The following is a 14,304-nucleotide window of genomic DNA, read 5'->3' as shown; positions in this document are numbered from 1 at the left end:
TGTTTTCCGTATCCGCTCAAGTTTCGTTAAACTGTCGGCCTGTTGCCTGCCGTGCGCGCAGCGCAAAGGTCGGCATCGCGTCATTCAGACACCACGGGATATTGCATGGACCAGTTCAGGAATATCGGAATCGTTGGGCGGATGGGCAGCGTCAAGGTGGTTGAGACCCTGAGGCTGCTCAAACAGTATCTGGCCGCCAACGACTATCAGGTCATTATCGAGGAAGGCACGTCCACCATGATCCCGGGGCACGGGCTACAGGTGGCCAGCAAAAAGCTGCTGGGTGAGATCTGTGATCTGGTCATTGTCGTGGGTGGTGATGGCAGTCTGTTGGGCGCAGCCCGGGAACTGGCCAAATCGAAGATCCCCATCCTCGGCGTCAACCGGGGGCGGCTGGGGTTCCTCACGGACATTTCCCCCTCGGACCTGGAAGAGCGCCTGGCCGAGGTGCTGGCAGGCAATTACATCGAGGAGTCCCGTTTCCTGCTGGATGGCAGTGTCGAGCGCAACGGGCAGCCGGTGGGGTTCGGTTCGGCGCTGAACGACGTAGTGCTCCATCCGGGGAAGTCCACCCGTATGATTGGCTTCGATCTGTTTATCGACGGTCACTTTGTCTATAGCCAGCGCTCGGACGGCCTGATTGTCTCCACCCCGACCGGCTCCACGGCCTACGCACTGTCTGCCGGTGGCCCGATTATGCACCCGAAGCTGGATGCTATCGCGCTGGTGCCCATGTTCCCGCACACTCTCAGTAGCCGCCCGATCGTGGTGGATGGCAAGAGCGAGATCAAACTGGTCATCGGCGAGACCAACTCGACCTATCCCCAGGTGAGTTTCGATGGCCAGATGAACATTTCCTGTGCGCCCGGCGACATCATCCGTATCACCAAAAAACCGTTCAAGATCCGTCTGATTCACCCGACTGATCACAATTTTTATGCCACCTGCCGCGACAAGCTGGGGTGGGCAAGCGAAATCTCAGCGAGTTGATCATGGTGGCAAAGACTTCAGTCGCGCATCGCGGTTACGACATCATCGGCGATATCCACGGATGCGCCCACACGCTCGAACGCCTGCTGGACCAGATGGGCTATCGCAAGGTCGCCGGTGTCTACCAGCATCCGCGCCGGCAGGCCATTTTTATCGGTGACATCATCGATCGTGGTCCTCGTATCCGTGAAGCCCTGCATCTGGTGCGGGACATGGTTGAACACGGATCGGCCCGGATTGTCATGGGCAACCATGAATACAATGCCCTGGGCTACTGCACCCGGGCCCGTCCGGGTAGTGGCAAGACCTTCCTGCGGGAGCATAACGCCCGGCACGACCGGCTGATCCGGGAAACCCTGGAGCAGTTCGAGCCCTATCCCCATGAGTGGAACGAGTTTCTGGAGTGGTTCTACACCATTCCGCTGTTCATTGAAGACGAGGATTTCCGGGTGGTGCATGCCTGCTGGGATCAGGACCTGATCGACAAATTCCGGGACATCCGCCCGGATGGCTGTATTGATGATGATTTCATGCACGCCTCCGCGGCCATTGAGTCCTTCGCCGGCCAGGTGATGGACACTCTGCTGAGGGGAACGGACCTGCGACTGCCCGAGGGCATGTCGATTACCGGCCGGGACGGTTACGTACGGGAGTTTTTCCGCACCAAGTTCTGGGCGGACAATCCCCGGACCTATGCCGACGTGGTGTTCCAGCCGGACCCGCTGCCGCCAGAGGTGGCCCGCATGGAACTTTCCGAACAAGAGCGCGCCCAACTGATCATCTACCCATCCGACGCACCGCCGGTGTTCGTAGGTCATTACTGGATGGAGGGCCGCCCGGCCCCGCGCAAACACAACGTGGCCTGCATCGATTACAGCGCCGTCAAATACGGCAAGCTGGTGGCTTACCGGATGGACGGCGAAAAAGTGCTGTCGCCGGACAAGTTTGTGTGGATTGATGTCGAGCGGCCGGAGCAGCCGACCTCCCCGGGTAGCGAAGACAGCCTGGCCCGATAGTCCTTTCAGCGAGGTAGAATTGGATACTCAGACCCCTTCACCGATCACCCCGGGTGGCCGATGGCAGCCCACTCCCCGCCATGCGCCGTTTGTAATCGGGATCATCGCGGTGGCGGTGGTGCTGGTGTGGTTCACCGGCATGGGGCAGAACGCCTTCGCCGCCGGCCTGATGATGGTCGATCCCCGGGCCTTCTCCTGGGACGCGTTCAGTACCCTGGCCGGGCGCATTGAAGCGCTGTCTGCGACCCTGGCAGGCGGTCAGTTCTGGCGTCTGATCACGCCGGATTTCCTGCATTTCAGCTGGAGCCACATCATCTTCAACTCGGTCATGCTCTGGTTTCTGGGCAGCCAGGTGGAGTGGATGGACGGGCGAGGGCGGTTGCTGGTGCTTTTTGTGGCCACCAGCCTGGTGTCCAATGTTCTTCAGTACCTTGTGTCGGGGCCGCTGTTTGGTGGTCTGTCCGGCCTGGTGTACGGGATTCTGGCCTATTGCTGGCTTAGCCAGAGACGCCGGCCACGCTTTCAGTTTCCACCGGCACTGGTGACCTTTGCGGTGATCTGGATCGTGATTGGCTTTACGTCGATTCCGGAGTTGATCGGGGTGGGGCGAATGGCGAACGCGGCCCATCTCGGTGGTTTTTTGGCGGGTGCGCTGGTTGCGGTAATTATGCCGCCGGGCAGGGCAGCCGGATAAAAAAAAGCCCCATCGAAAGATGGGGCATAAATGAGCTTATAGCTCCTGATGAGAGAGACCAAATGATACGACCGTCGTCATTTGGTGAGTTAATGATAAGCGTTATCATTTTCAATTGTCAAACGGATTTGCCGTTTTTTGTGAATTTTTACGGGAGAGCATCCTATGACCTACCAAGAACTGATCGAGCGGCTGGATCCGGAGGTTTATCAGAACCTCAAGCGTGCCATTGAGCTGGGTAAATGGCCCGATGGCCGGGCCATAACCCCGGAGCAACGGGAAATCAGCCTGGAGGCGGTGATTTATTACGAGGATCGCCATAACATCCCGGAGGACCAGCGCGTGGGCTACCTGGACCGTGGCGAGAAGGCCGGCACGGCCTGCGACCCGACAGTCAGACGCCAGCAGAACAACCAGGCAACACCGGACCAGTTTACCGAGGTCAAGGTTTGACGGGTACGGTTGACGTCACGGGCCGGTTGCGCAAGATGCCGGCCGAGGCGGCCAACCCGGTGGCCTATAACCTGGCCGTAGGGGACACCCGCATCCCCATGAATGAACTGGTTGGCCACCGACTGCGTTTTGACTTTGACGGAGTCATCCGGTGCATTCATTGTGACCGGAAGACCAAAAAGAGCTTCAATCAGGGCTTCTGTTATCCCTGTTTCCGCAAGCTGGCGGCCTGCGACAGCTGCATCATGAGTCCCGAGAAATGCCACTATCACCTGGGCACCTGCCGGGAACCGGAGTGGGGCGAGCGCCACTGCATGGTGGAGCATGTGGTCTATCTGGCGAATTCCAGCGGTCTGAAAGTGGGGATTACCCGGGGCACCCAGGTACCGACCCGCTGGATTGATCAGGGCGCGGTGGATGCCGTGCCCATGCTGCGGGTGGCCACCCGTTATCTGGCCGGCCTGGTGGAAGTGGCCTGCAAGCAGCACGTGGCCGACCGGACCAACTGGCGGGCCATGCTCAAGGGGGATGTGCCGGAGCTGGACCTGGTCACTGAACGCAGCCGGATACTGGCACTGATCGAGGATGACCTGACCGGGCTGCGACAGCAGCACGGCGATGACAGCCTGCGGGTGGTGGATGAGGCGGCCCTCGGGCTGGCATATCCGGTCGAGACCTGGCCTGCCAAAGTGAAACCCCATAATCTGGACAAAACACCGGAGGTCGAGGGACGGCTGGAAGGGATCAAGGGACAGTACCTGATGCTGGATACCGGCGTTATCAATATCCGCAAATTTACCGGTTACGAAGTCCGGTTCCGGGTCCTTGACTGACCGGCCCGGAAAGCAGCTTTCTGGAGAACTTCATGCGAACCAATCAACCGCAAACCATCTATCTGAGCGAATACACCGTACCGGCCTACCTGGTCGATCACGTGGATCTGCGTTTTGAACTGTTTGAAGACGGGGCGAGGGTGCATAGTACCCTGACCATCCGGCGCAATCCGCAAGGCTCGGAGCTGGCCCAGCCACTGGTTCTGGACGGCGACAGCCTGACTCTGGAGGCGGTGCATCTGAATGGCGATGAGCTGGCACCGGATGCCTACGAGGAGCACGATGGCCAGCTTGTTGTTGCCAATGTTCCCGAGGCCTTCACGCTGGGCGTGGTCACCTGGATTGAGCCCCAGAACAACACCCGGCTGGAAGGTCTGTACAAGTCTTCCGGGATGTTCTGTACCCAGTGTGAGGCGGAAGGGTTCCGCTGCATCACCTACTACCCGGATCGTCCCGATGTGATGGCCCGGTTCCGCACCCGCATTGAGGCGGACCGCTCCGCCTACCCGGTGCTGCTGTCCAACGGCAACCCGGTAGAGCAGGGGGCGCTGGAGGACGGTCGCCATTTTGTGACCTGGGAAGACCCGTTCCCGAAACCCTGTTACCTGTTCGCCCTGGTTGCCGGCGACTTGGTGGAGAAACGGGACAGCTTCACCACCGTGTCCGGCCGGAACATCGACCTGCGCATGTATGTGGAGCCACGCAATGCCGAGAAGTGCGACTTTGCGATGGATTCGCTCAAACGCGCCATGCGCTGGGACGAAGAGGTCTTTGGCCGGGAATACGACCTGGACATCTTCATGATTGTCGCGGTGGATGACTTCAACATGGGGGCCATGGAAAACAAGGGCCTGAATATCTTCAACTCATCATGTGTCCTGGCCAGCCAGGACACGGCTACGGATGCTGCATTCCAGCGCATTGAAGCCATCGTTGCCCACGAGTATTTCCACAACTGGTCCGGTAACCGTGTGACTTGCCGTGACTGGTTCCAGTTGAGCCTGAAAGAAGGTTTCACGGTATTCCGTGATGCCCGCTTCTCGGAAGACATGGGATCGCCCACGGTCAAGCGGATCGAGGATGCCACGCTGCTGCGTACCGCGCAGTTCGCCGAGGACGCCGGCCCCATGGCGCACCCGATCCGCCCGGCGTCGTACATGGAAATTTCCAACTTCTACACCCTGACCATCTATGAGAAGGGGGCGGAAGTCGTCCGCATGATCTACAACCTGCTGGGCCCGGCAGCCTTCCGTGAGGGCAGCGATCTGTATTTCCAGCGCCACGATGGCCAGGCTGTGACCACGGACGATTTTGTCCAGGCCATGGAGGATGCCTCCGGCGTGGATCTCGGTCAGTTCCGCCTGTGGTACGAGCAGGCGGGCACGCCGGTGCTGACGGTATCGGACGACTTTGACGAGGCACGGGGTATCTATCGGCTGACCGTTGAGCAGGCCATCCCGGATACACCGGGACAGACCGACAAGAAGCCCCAGCATATTCCGTTCGCGCTCGGACTGCTGGGCGCCGGGGGCGAGTCGCTGCCGTTGCGCCTGAGTGCCGACGATGAAGCCCCGCAGACCGAGCGGGTACTGGATCTGCGGGAGCCGACGCAGTCCTTCGAGTTCCATGGTCTGTCGGAGAAACCGGTGCCGTCCCTGCTGCGTCATTTCTCCGCGCCGGTGAGGGTTAACTACCCGTGGACCCGGGAGCAGTTGTTGTTCCTGATGAGCCATGATCCGGACGGATTCAACCGCTGGGATGCCGGCCAGCGCCTGGCCGTTGATGTTATCCAGTCGCTCATCGGGCAGCCCGACAGTGCGGAAATTGAACCCCGGCTGGTGGATGCCTACCGGCACCTGCTCAACGATACCGACCTGGATCAGGCGCTGGTGGCGAAGATGCTGCAACTGCCCTCGGAAGCCTACCTGGTGGAGTTGTCGGAAAGTGCCGATGTGCCGGCCATTCATCACGCCCGCGAGCGGGTGCTGAATCACCTGGCCGTGGCTCTGCGGGACGATCTGCTCGCCTGCTACGAGCGCAACCAGGGCGGTGGAGATTACCAGCTCACGCCGACCGCGATTGCCAGTCGCAGCCTGCGCAACACGGCACTGGCGTGGCTGCTGCACATTGATGATGAGCGGGGCCGTGAACTGGCCAACAGCCAGTTTGAGCAGGCCGATAACATGACCGATCGTCTGGGCGCCCTGCGGGCGCTGGTGAATTCCGGTTTTGACGAGGATCGCACACGCGCCCTTGATGCCTTCTATGAGCGGTTCAGTGACGACCCCCAGGTGGTGGAACTCTGGTTCTCGGTGCAGGCGTCCAGTAGCAAGGCGGGACAGCTGCCGCAGATCCACCGTCTGCTGGAGCACCCGGCCTTTGACTGGAAAAACCCGAACAAGGTGCGCTCGGTGGTTGCCGTGTTCGCTGGCCAGAACCTGCCGGCGTTCCACAACCCGGATGGCAGCGGCTACAACTTCCTGGCGGAACAGGTACGTCGTCTGGATGACAGCAACCCGCAGATTGCCGCACGTCTGGTGACGCCGCTGACGCGCTGGCGGAAATTTGCACCGACCTACGGGCAGCAGATGAAGGCGGCCCTCGAAGGTATCCGGGACAAGCAGTCGCTGTCGCGTGATGTCTATGAGGTGGTGCACAAGAGTCTGGCGGACTGAGCGCCAACGGACTGATTCCCGGCAAAATCGCACTTTCGGTCGATAGACATTGTTGCCGGGTTGGCTAATCTGGAAGTAAGTTTGCCGGGGCACCGGGCCATAACAAGAACACCGGGCCCCGGCGATCAACCACTTCCGCAGTCAACCATAATAAAGGCAACCTGAATGGCTAGACGGTTCATGTGCGAGACGTTGGTGTGTGCCTGTCTGGGTCTGAGCATGACGATGCTGGCTCCGGCGGCAGGCGCGGTTACCGATGTCCTGGAAACCCCGGCAAGGGCCACCGAGCTGGCTCCTCAATCCCTCCTGAATGACGCAACCCGCACCGGCGACCGCATTGTGGCGGTTGGTGAACGGGGCCATATCATTTACTCCGATGACCAGGGTGAAACCTGGACCCAGGCGGATGTGCCGGTATCCGTCACCCTCAATGCTGTTGACTTCGGGACTGAGCAGCATGGCTGGGTGGTTGGCCACAGCGGCGCCGTTCTGCATTCCTCCGATGCCGGCGAGACCTGGCAGTTGCAGTTTGATGGCCTCGACGCCGGTGAGCTGATCATCGAGAGCAGGCAGCAACAGATCGCCGATATGGAGGCCCGCATTGAGCAGGCCCCCGAGGAAGAAAAGGGCGACCTGGAATGGGCTCTGGATGACCTGCTGTTTGCCCTGGAAAACGCCCAGGCGGACCTGGATATTGGCCCGGTCAATCCGTTTCTGGATGTCTGGTTTGAAGACGACAGTCACGGCTTTGTGGTCGGCGCCTACGGCATGATTTTCCAGACCCGTGATGGTGGTGAGACCTGGCAGGACTGGGCTCCCAGACTCGATAATCCCTGGAATCTTCACTACAACGCCATTACCCGGATCGAAGGGGGCGCGCTGGTGCTGGTGGGTGAATCCGGCCAGATCCATGTCTCCGAGGACAATGGCAATACCTGGACGCGCCGTGAGAGCCCCTATGACGGTTCGTTTTTCGGGGTGACGGGTACCGGCCAGCCGGACGAGATCTACGCCTTTGGCCTGCGTGGCACCATTCTTCACTCCGCCGATCTGGGCCAGAGCTGGGCCCGCATCTCCGGCAACAGTAACGCTACCCTCAACAGCGCCTCCCTGGCCGGCGATGACCGTCTGGTGCTGGTCGGTAATGCCGGCGCAGTACTGGTGAGCAACGACGGTGGTGACACCTTCAGTGCCAGTTTCCGCAATGACCGGCAGGGGGTGATGGCGGCCATTCCGCTGGCGAACGAGCATCTGCTGCTGGTTGGTGAGGGCGGGGTCAAGCACGCCGGCCCCGCCGGTAAAAACACGGACTAACGCCCTGTTGTGGCATCAACGAGTGAATGGGAGCGAGGTTTTTCATGTCTGACCCGATGCATGACAGGGGCGAACACTACCTGACAACCCCCAAGGCGGAGCCGTTTCTGGAACGCCTGATTTTCAACAACCGGGCCCTGATTCTGGTGGCCTTTCTGATTCTGACGGTTTTCCTGGGCTACAACGCGGTGCGTATCCAGCCGGATGCCAGTTTCGAACGAATGATTCCGCTCGAGCACCCCTACATCCAGAACATGCTGGAGAACCGGGAAGACTTGGCGAACCTGGGGAATTTCGTCCGTATCGCGGTGGAGTCGGAAGAGGGCGATATTTTCAACGCCGAGTATATGGAGACCCTCAAGCAGATCACCGACGAGGTTTTCTATCTCAATGGCGTCGACCGTTCCGGGCTGAAATCCCTGTGGACACCGAACGTGCGCTGGGTGGAGGTTACCGAGCAGGGCTTTCAGGGCGGCACGGTGATCCCCGAGGATTATGATGGGTCCGAGAAGAGCCTTGAGCAACTGCGCCAGAATGTGCTGCGCTCCAATGAGGTCGGGCGCCTGGTCTCGGACAATTTCCAGTCCGCGATCATTTACGCGCCCCTGTATGAAAACAATCCGGAAACCGGCGAAGCGCTGGACTACGCGGCCTTCTCCAGTCAGCTGGAGCAGCAGATCCGGGACAAATACGAGGCCCAGAATCCGGATATCGACATCCACATAGTCGGCTTTGCCAAGAAAGTCGGGGATCTGATCGAAGGCATCGGCTCCATTGCCTGGTTCGCCGGCATCACCATTGTGCTGACGACCCTGCTGCTGTTCTGGTACTCGCGGTGCATTGCCGGCACCCTGGTGCCGATCATTACCTCCATTATCGCCGTGTTCTGGCAGTTGGGTGCACTGCGCCTGCTGGGCTATGGTCTGGACCCGTACTCTGTGCTGGTGCCGTTCCTGGTGTTCGCCATTGGTATCTCCCACGGCGTGCAGATTGTCAACGCCATGGCGGTGGAGGCTGCCAAGGGCTTTGATGCCACCACGTCCGCCCGGCTGGCGTTCCGGTCACTGTATATCCCGGGCATGCTGGCACTGATTTCCGACGCCGTGGGTTTCCTGACCCTGATCTTTATCGACATCGACGTGATCCGGGATCTGGCCGTGGCCGCCGGTCTGGGGGTTGCCTTTGTCATCATCACCAATCTGGTGCTGCATGTGCTGATCATGTCCTACATCGGCATATCGAAAGGTGGCGTTCGCCATGTCCAGAACCATGGCGAGAAGCAGGACCGCAAGTGGCACCTGATGTCGCGTCTCTCCAGCCCGGCTGTGGCACCGGTGTCGCTGCTGATCGCCGCCATCGGCCTGAGCGTGGGGCTGTACCTCAAGCAGGACCTGAAAGTGGGGGACCTGGATCAGGGGGCGCCCGAGCTGCGGGCCGATTCCCGGTACAACCAGGATAATGCGTTCATTATCGACAACTACTCCACCAGTGCCGACGTTCTGGTGGTGATGGTGGAGACTCCCGAAGAGCAGTGCACCCAGTACAGCGTGCTGCGTGCCATGGACCGGTTGCAGTGGGAGCTGCAGAACACCCCGGGGGTGCAGAGTTCCGCCTCCCTGGCGGATGTCTCCAAGATGGTTACCAAGGCCCTGAACGAGGGCAACTGGAAGTGGTATGAGATTTCCCGCAACCAGACCATCATCAATGCGTCGATCCGGGATGCGCCGTCCGGGCTGATCAACACCAACTGTGACCTGACCCCGGTGCTGGTTTTCCTGGAGGATCACAAGGCAGAGACTCTGCGCACCGTGGTTGAAAGGGTGGAGCAGTTTGCCGATGTCAACAGCAATGAAGACCACACCTTCCTGCTGGCGGCGGGCAACGCCGGCATTGAGGCGGCCACCAACGAGGTGATTTCGAACGCCAAGGACATCATGCTGATGCTGGTCTACAGCGTGGTCAGTATCCTGTGCTTCCTGACCTTCCGCTCGATCCGGGCGGTGGCCTGTATTGTCATCCCTCTGGGCCTGACCTCGGTTCTGTGTGAGGCGATCATGACGGTCTCCGGGATCGGCATCAAGGTGGCCACCCTGCCTGTTATCGCCCTGGGTGTCGGTATTGGTGTGGACTATGGCATCTACATCTACACCAAACTGGAGAAGTACCTGCTCGAGGGAATGTCGCTGCAGGACGCCTACTATGAAACGCTCCGGTCCACCGGCAAGGCCGTGGTATTCACCGGCGTAACCCTGGGGATTGGTGTGGTGACCTGGATCTTCTCGCCGATCAAATTCCAGGCGGATATGGGATTGCTGTTGTTCTTCATGTTCCTGTGGAATATGGTAGGCGCCATCTGGCTGCTGCCAGCTCTGGCCCGTTTCCTGCTGCGGCCGGAAACCATGCTGGCCAGGGCGCGAGCCGCCAAGTCCAAGTAACGGCGGATGCCCGGAAAAGCCCGCAGAACGCGGGCTTTTTTTGTTGGCATCTCAGCCGTTTAGCGAACCGATCCCGGCTTTATTTATGCCGGTAAGTGTTCTATGTTCTAAGACGAACCGGATGTTTGTCGGACACTGCGTCCGGGCATTCAACGATAATGATCACGATAAAGAGGAAGAGCACACATGACACTGAAACTCAAAGCATCCGCCTTTGCCGTTGCCGCCGCTGTCAGCCTGGGTGCAGCGTCGTCTGCGGTTTCCGCCCAGGAGCAGCAATTTGTCACCATCGGTACCGGTGGCGTAACCGGTGTTTACTATCCGGCTGGTGGTGCCATCTGTCGTCTGGTGAACATGGACCGCAAGGAGCACGGCATCCGCTGTTCCGTTGAAAGTACCGGTGGCTCTGTCTACAACCTGAATGCCATCCGTCAGGGCGAGTTGGACCTGGCCGTGGCCCAGTCCGACTGGCAGTACCATGCCTATAATGGCACCAGCCAGTTTGAAGACGACGGCGCCAACGAGGACCTGCGGGCGGTCTTCTCCCTGCATCCGGAACCGTTCACAGTAGTAGCCAGCAAGAGCTCCGGCATCAAGAACTTCGAGGATCTCGAAGGCAAGCGTGTGTCCGTGGGTAACCCGGGCTCTGGCCAGCGCGCCACCGCCGAGGTACTGATGGACGAAATGGGCTGGACCATGGACAAGTTTGCCCTGGCGGCCGAAATCAAGGCGGCTGAGCAGTCCCAGGCCCTGTGCGATGGCAATATCGACGCCTTCTTCTACACCGTTGGTCACCCGTCCGGCGCCATCAAGGAAGCCACCACTTCCTGTGACAGCGTGATCGTGAATGTGGACAACGACGCCACCGAGACCCTGATCAAAGAAAACCCGTACTACCGTGAAGCGGTTATCCCGGGCGGCATGTACCGTGGCACTGATGAAGACACCACCACCTTCGGTGTGGCCGCAACCTTCGTGACCTCCACTGACGTCCCGGAAGATGTGGTGTACCAGGTGGTCAAGGCTGTGTTCGAGAACTTCGACAGCTTCAAGCGCCTGCACCCGGCCTTCGCCAACCTGAAAAAAGAAGAAATGGTCTCTGACGCCCTGAGTGCTCCGCTGCACCCGGGTGCGGCCAAGTACTATCGTGAAGCCGGCCTGATCGACTGATCGGTCGCGTTGAGGAGCAGGAGCGGGCAGAATTGCCCGCTCCTTTGGTTCTGGTAAGAGAGTTTTTTACTACAGGTACAGTCTATGGCGAAGAATGAATCCGGCGCCGATGCAGGCGTGGACCCATCGAAGGTCCAGGAGCTACTGCAGACGGAAACCGGAGGTCGGGCGCTGACCGGACCTGCGTCTGTCATCCTGTTTATCGTCCCCGTTTGTTGGTCGCTGTTTCAGATCTGGATTGCATCGCCTCTGCCGTTCATTCTGGATTTCGGCATCTTCAATTCCACCGAGGCGCGCTCCATTCACCTCGCGTTTGCGGTTTTCCTGGCCTATTCCGCCTTCCCCATGATCAAGGGTGTTCATGCCGACAAGGTTCCGTTGTATGACTGGATACTGGCGTTGGCGGCGGCATTCACGGCCTCCTATCTCTATGTGTTCTATGACCAGCTCGCCCAGCGACCGGGTGCGCCCATCACCATGGATCTTTGGGTGGCCCTGTGCGGGCTGGTGCTGTTGCTGGAAGCCACCCGGCGGGCGCTGGGGCTGCCCCTGACCATTGTGGCCGCGGTGTTTATCACCTATTCCCTGGCCGGGCCTTACATGCCCGATGTGATTTCGCACAAGGGCACCAGCCTGAACAAACTGGCGTCACACCAATGGCTGGGTACTGAGGGCGTCTTCGGGGTTGCTCTCGGGGTTTCGACCAGTTTCGTCTTCCTGTTTGTGCTGTTCGGTGCGCTGCTTGAGCGAGCCGGGGCCGGCAACTACTTCATCCAGGTGGCCTACGCCATGCTGGGGCATATGCGGGGTGGTCCGGCCAAGGCGGCCGTTGTGTCCAGTGGCCTTAGCGGTGTGGTCTCGGGCTCCTCGATTGCCAACGTGGTTACCACCGGTACCTTCACCATTCCGCTGATGAAGCGGGTGGGCTTTCCGGCCACCAAGGCCGGTGCGGTTGAAGTCGCCGCTTCCACCAATGGCCAGCTGACGCCACCCATCATGGGCGCGGCGGCGTTCCTGATGGTGGAATACGTGGGTATTTCCTATCTGGAAGTGATCAAGCACGCGATCCTGCCGGCGATGATTTCCTACGTGGCGCTGATCTATATCGTGCACCTGGAAGCCTGCAAGCTGAACATGAAAGGCATTGAACGGCTCAATCGGCCGACCCTGGCTCAGCGTATGCTGAACTGGGTGGTTGTCCTGCTTGGACTGTGTGTGCTGACTCTGGCTGTCTACTACGGTGTCGGCTGGCTCAAGGGCGCGCTCGGAAGCGCGGCTCCCTGGGTGCTGACGCCATTGCTGATCGCCGCCTACGTGGCTTTGGTGGGCTACGCGACCCGGTTCCCCGAGCTGGAGGAGGATAACGCCGACAGCGAGATGGATCAGTTGCCGGAAGTGGGCCCCACGGTCAAGACCGGTCTGTATTTCCTGTTGCCTGTGGTGGTGCTGGTCTGGTGTCTGACGGTCGAGCGGTTCTCGCCGCAACTGTCGGCTTTCTGGGCGACGTTGTTCATGATCTTTATCGTGATCACCCAGCGCCCGCTGAAAGCGTTTTTCCGCAAGCACGGCCATCTGGCATCCGAGCTCAAGGGTGGGGTGGTTGACCTGTTCCACTCACTGGCCACCGGCGCCCGCAATATGGTCGGCATCGGCGTTGCGACGGCAACCGCCGGCATTGTCGTGGGCACGGTAACGCTCACCGGTATCGGTCTGGTGATGACCCAGTTCGTGGAATTCCTGTCCGGCGGCAATCTGCTGCTGATGTTGCTGTTTACGGCGCTTATCAGCCTGATTCTCGGTATGGGGCTGCCAACCACGGCGAACTACATTGTGGTTTCCACGCTGATGGCGCCGGTGATCGTGAATCTGGGCGCGGAGAATGGCCTGATTGTACCGCTGATTGCGGTGCACCTGTTCGTGTTCTACTTCGGCATCCTGGCGGATGATACGCCACCGGTGGGGCTGGCGGCCTATGCCGCCGCGGCCATATCCGGGGGCGATCCGATACGAACGGGCGTGCAGGGTTTCACCTACGATATCCGCACGGCCATCCTGCCGTTCATGTTCATCTTCAACACCCAGTTGCTGCTTATCGGCCTGACCGGCTGGTTTGACCTGCTGGTGACGGTGTTCAGTGCGGTGACGGCCATGCTGGTGTTCTCGGCGGCGACCCAGGGCTACTGGTTTACCCGGACCCGCTGGTGGGAAACCGTATTCCTGCTGCTGATCACCTTTACCATGTTCCGGCCTGGTTTCTGGTGGGACATGGTGTACCCGCCAACCCAGGATCGTCCGGCCTCGGAGTTGTTCCAGTACGTGGAGGATATTCCGGCGGATGGTGCGATTGTGGTACAGGCATCGGGCATGTCGATTGATGGTGATGAGGTATCCAAGTACCTGCGCCTGGATCTTCCAGCCGGTGAAACGCCGGAACAGCGCGTTGCCCAGTCGGGTCTGGAAATGTCGCCCCAGGGGGACAGGATGGTGGTCGATTTTGTCGACTTCGGCAGCATTGCCGAGCAGGCCGGCATCAGCTTTGGCTGGACCATCGATACGGTTCTGGTGCCACAGGACCGTCCGCCCAAGGAGCTGATGTTTATCCCGGCACTGCTTCTGCTTGCTGCTCTGGCTTATGGCCAGTTGCGACGACGAGCCCGGGAGCAGCTCGAAACGTCGCCTGCCTGAGGGCGGCGTTTCGCCAAGTGCCTATAAAACCCGGCGTTG

At 59.9% G+C, this 14,304-nt stretch carries 10 protein-coding genes; all 10 read left to right on the top strand.

Translation table 11 applies throughout. The features are described from left to right. Positions 1-105: 105 nt before the first annotated feature. A complete protein-coding gene (locus HNR38_RS09110) occupies positions 106-990 on the top strand; it encodes an NAD(+) kinase (protein ID WP_183702590.1) in 885 nt (294 codons plus the stop codon). Positions 991-992: 2 nt separating this feature from the next. Further along, positions 993-2,006 carry a metallophosphoesterase gene (locus tag HNR38_RS09105; RefSeq protein ID WP_183702587.1) on the top strand — a complete coding sequence of 338 codons (1,014 nt, stop codon included), beginning with the start codon at positions 993-995 and terminating at the stop codon, positions 2,004-2,006. 19 nt (positions 2,007-2,025) lie between these two features. Beyond that, positions 2,026-2,700: a rhomboid family intramembrane serine protease gene (locus tag HNR38_RS09100; protein ID WP_343068269.1), complete on the top strand. Its 675-nt coding sequence runs from the start codon at positions 2,026-2,028 to the stop codon at positions 2,698-2,700. A 165-nt stretch (positions 2,701-2,865) separates the two neighbouring features. Next, complete coding sequence (locus tag HNR38_RS09095; protein WP_183702570.1) at positions 2,866-3,153, top strand: YeaC family protein; 288 nt, start codon at positions 2,866-2,868, stop codon at positions 3,151-3,153. Between the two features lie 35 nt (positions 3,154-3,188). Then, complete coding sequence (locus HNR38_RS09090; protein ID WP_379919158.1) at positions 3,189-3,986, top strand: DUF2797 domain-containing protein; 798 nt, start codon at positions 3,189-3,191, stop codon at positions 3,984-3,986. Positions 3,987-4,018: 32 nt separating this feature from the next. After that, complete coding sequence (gene pepN, locus HNR38_RS09085) at positions 4,019-6,661, top strand: aminopeptidase N (RefSeq protein WP_183702564.1); 2,643 nt, start codon at positions 4,019-4,021, stop codon at positions 6,659-6,661. A gap of 165 nt (positions 6,662-6,826) precedes the next feature. Further along, positions 6,827-7,975 carry a YCF48-related protein gene (locus HNR38_RS09080; RefSeq protein ID WP_246362577.1) on the top strand — a complete coding sequence of 383 codons (1,149 nt, stop codon included), beginning with the start codon at positions 6,827-6,829 and terminating at the stop codon, positions 7,973-7,975. 44 nt (positions 7,976-8,019) lie between these two features. After that, a complete protein-coding gene (locus HNR38_RS09075) occupies positions 8,020-10,410 on the top strand; it encodes an efflux RND transporter permease subunit (protein ID WP_183702561.1) in 2,391 nt (796 codons plus the stop codon). A gap of 186 nt (positions 10,411-10,596) precedes the next feature. Then, the gene (locus HNR38_RS09070; RefSeq protein WP_183702558.1) at positions 10,597-11,580 is read left to right on the top strand and encodes a TAXI family TRAP transporter solute-binding subunit; all 984 of its coding nucleotides are present in this window, start codon (positions 10,597-10,599) and stop codon (positions 11,578-11,580) included. A gap of 84 nt (positions 11,581-11,664) precedes the next feature. Continuing rightward, the gene (locus HNR38_RS09065; RefSeq protein WP_183702555.1) at positions 11,665-14,265 is read left to right on the top strand and encodes a TRAP transporter permease; all 2,601 of its coding nucleotides are present in this window, start codon (positions 11,665-11,667) and stop codon (positions 14,263-14,265) included. Positions 14,266-14,304 lie beyond the last annotated feature (39 nt).

Source organism: Marinobacter oulmenensis (genome assembly GCF_014201735.1).
Lineage (GTDB): Bacteria > Pseudomonadota > Gammaproteobacteria > Pseudomonadales > Oleiphilaceae > Marinobacter > Marinobacter oulmenensis.
The sequence above is the reverse complement of the archived record's forward strand: the minus strand, read 5'-3'. Positions and strand labels throughout refer to the sequence as shown.